This is a genomic window from Algoriphagus sp. (genome assembly GCF_024642405.1).
In the GTDB taxonomy this organism is placed as follows: Bacteria; Bacteroidota; Bacteroidia; order Cytophagales; family Cyclobacteriaceae; genus Algoriphagus.
Map to the genome: position 1 here is coordinate 1 of NZ_JAHEBC010000437.1, position 2,902 is coordinate 2,902.

Genomic DNA, 2,902 nt, shown 5'->3' on the forward strand with positions numbered 1-2,902 from the left:
AAGAGAGTTGCTATGCTTGCAAACCAAACTTCTATCATTGGCAAAGCACATTTGGTAGATAGTTTGCAGACTTTGGGGATTAACATCGTGAAAGTATTCGGTCCGGAACATGGTTTTCGAGGAAATGCTAGTGCTGGAGCCAAAGTTTCTGATGACGTTGATGAAAAAACCGGGATTCCCATTATATCGCTTTATGGCCGAAAGAATAAGCCAAGCAAAGAAGATCTAGCCGATGTGGATATTTTGATCTATGATTTACAGGATGTGGGAGTTCGATTTTATACCAATATCAATGCGCTCGCTCGACTAATGGAAGCCTGTGAGGAAAACAACAAGCCTTTGTTAATCCTGGATAGACCCAATCCTAATGGCTATCTCATTGATGGGCCTGTTCTGGATATGAAATATAAATCGGGAATAGGAATGTTTCCTCTTCCAATGGCACATGGGCTGACGGTTGGCGAATTTGCGATGATGGCAAATGGGGAAGGTTGGCTGACAAACAAGGTAAAAGCTGATATTCAAGTCATTCCGGTTGCCAATTATTCGCACGATATGCCCTACGAATTGCCGGTTGCTCCCTCTCCAAATTTGAATACGCCTCAGTCTGTTTTGTTATATCCTAGCCTTTGCATGTTTGAGGGCACTTATATCAATCTGGGTCGAGGTACTTATTTTCCGTTTACAGTCTTGGGGAGTCCCGCTTATAAAGGAATCTATGACTTTCATTTCACCCCAACAGGCATTAAAGGAATGGCAGAAACACCCCTTTTTATGGATCAGGTTTGTTATGGACTTGACCTTAGAGATTATGATACCGAGAAATTGAGAGAGTCTGGGCAAATCAATTTTGAATGGATACGGGAGCTTTACAAAGCCAGCCCGGAGAAGGAAAAGTTTTTTGATTCAAAGCTTAGCAATCAGATGAACAATATCGAAATCCAAATTGGAAGAGGGGATTTCAGACAGCAAATCATTGATGATGTGCCTATGGAAACTATTCGGGCAGGTTGGGAACCTGAGCTTTCGGCGTATAAAAAAATGCGATTAAAATATTTGCTTTATCCCTAAAAATACCTTGTCCTCGGGCTGTGTTTTTCACCTCGGTCTGTGTTTCACAGACCGAAAGAAAGAAAGTGGTCTATGAGGACTTGCCTGCGGCAAAACAGGCGCAGACCACGATTTCTAGATTGCCACTTCGGCCTTTGGCCTTCCTCGCAATGACCTTCGTATTCTGTGTCTCACAGACCACGGAGTAGGATCATAGATCACGGTTGGGAAATATTTGCTTTATCACTAAGAGCGTCTTCGACCGCAATCGAACAATTTTGTCCGATAAATTTCCAGGATTTCTTGACTTTATGATCCTTAGGCATTGATTTGGCAGTTTTTAGATGGCATGAAAGTGGAATTAAAACCGATCAGTTCGCCAAAGCGGACAATTTTTTTAATCTTCATTATTCGAATATTAGTTTCTATGTGGATAAACTACCTGAAAATTGCATTTCGAAGTCTTCGGAAAAGAAGGCTCTTTAGTTTTGTCAATATTATAGGCTTGGTTTTAGGCCTGGTCACTTTCCTGACTCTTTTCGCATTTGTTGCGACAGAATGGACTTACAATGATTTCCACGCAAATAGAGATCGACTTTACAGAGTTGTGGTAGTTGAAGGTAATGGAGAAGCAGAAATTTTTCTCCCTCCCGGATATGCAACCATTCTACAAGATCAATTTGTGGATCTTGAATCAATCGATAGGATTGCAGGATTTATCGGAGGAGGATTGATCGCTATTCCGGGAACCGATTTAGCTTTCAAGGAAAATGAGGTAAGTTATGTAGAAGGTAGATTTTTTGAAGACTTTTCATTTCCAATCCTTCGTGGTACTGCAGATTTGAATAACTCCCAAACGGCAGTCATCACAGAGGAACTTGCCAGTAAGTTTTTTGGTGAGGAAGATGCCCTTGGCAAATCATTTACTTTGAGCAATCAATTTGGAAAACAGGATTTTACAGTTACCGGAGTTTTGGAAAATATCCCATCAAGATCCGATCTCAATGCAAATATTTTTCTATCCATTCACACACTGGAAAACCCAGAAAACAGAGGTGGAAATGATTGGGCTAATCCCAATGGAGTAGATTCTGGTTTTGTCAATCTTTTTGCCCTAAGTAAAACCGGAGTAGACCCCAATAACTTATCTCAGCAAATCACGGATTTTATCAGAAAGAATCCTGGTTCGGAGGAATTATCCGTGATCCTTCAACCTTTGGATGAAATACATCTAGGAGCAAGTATTTCTGACCCTTTACCTTCTTACGGAAGCCTTTCCACTATTTTAGTTTTTGCAGTGATGGCATTTTTGATTTTGGGAATTGCCTATGTGAATTACTTGAATCTTTCTTCGGCTAGTATTCTGACAAGAATCAAGGAGATAAAGATGCGAAAAATCTTAGGTGCCAATAGTAGACAATTGGCGGAGCAATTTATGGTGGAAACTATCTTATTGATGGGATTTGCTACAATTTTAGGTCTTACGCTCGTCTATCTAGGACAAAACCTTGCAGAATCAATCATTGGGAAAGGGATTTGGCTAGGTGCTTTTCAAACTCCGGTTTTCTGGGTTTTACTTTTTGGAGTGATCGGGATTTGCGCTTTGATCTCCGGGTTTTATGTGGTGGCCTTATCAGGCAAATTTGATAATAAATCCGAGTTGAAGTTTAAGGCTCCTGGTAGCGAAGTTCTGAAAAAAGGCTTGGTGGTATTTCAATTTGTTATTTCCATTGGGATTATAGTCTGTACGCTGGTCATTCGGGATCAACTGAGTTTTATGCAGAATAGGAATTTAGGCATGAATCTAGATCAAAAGATCATCGTAGAAGGCCCCAATGATGTAGGGGAAAAT

The 2,902-nt window shown here is 40.6% G+C and carries 2 protein-coding genes; both read left to right on the top strand.

Features of this window, described 5'->3' with window-relative positions:
- Positions 1 to 1,071, top strand: a 1,071-nt coding sequence (locus Q0L68_RS19000) for a DUF1343 domain-containing protein (RefSeq protein WP_296705827.1), incomplete at its 5' end; no start/stop codon positions are given.
- 406 nt (positions 1,072 to 1,477) lie between these two features.
- The coding region (locus tag Q0L68_RS19005; protein WP_296705828.1) for an ABC transporter permease at positions 1,478 to 2,902 on the top strand (1,425 nt) is incomplete at its 3' end.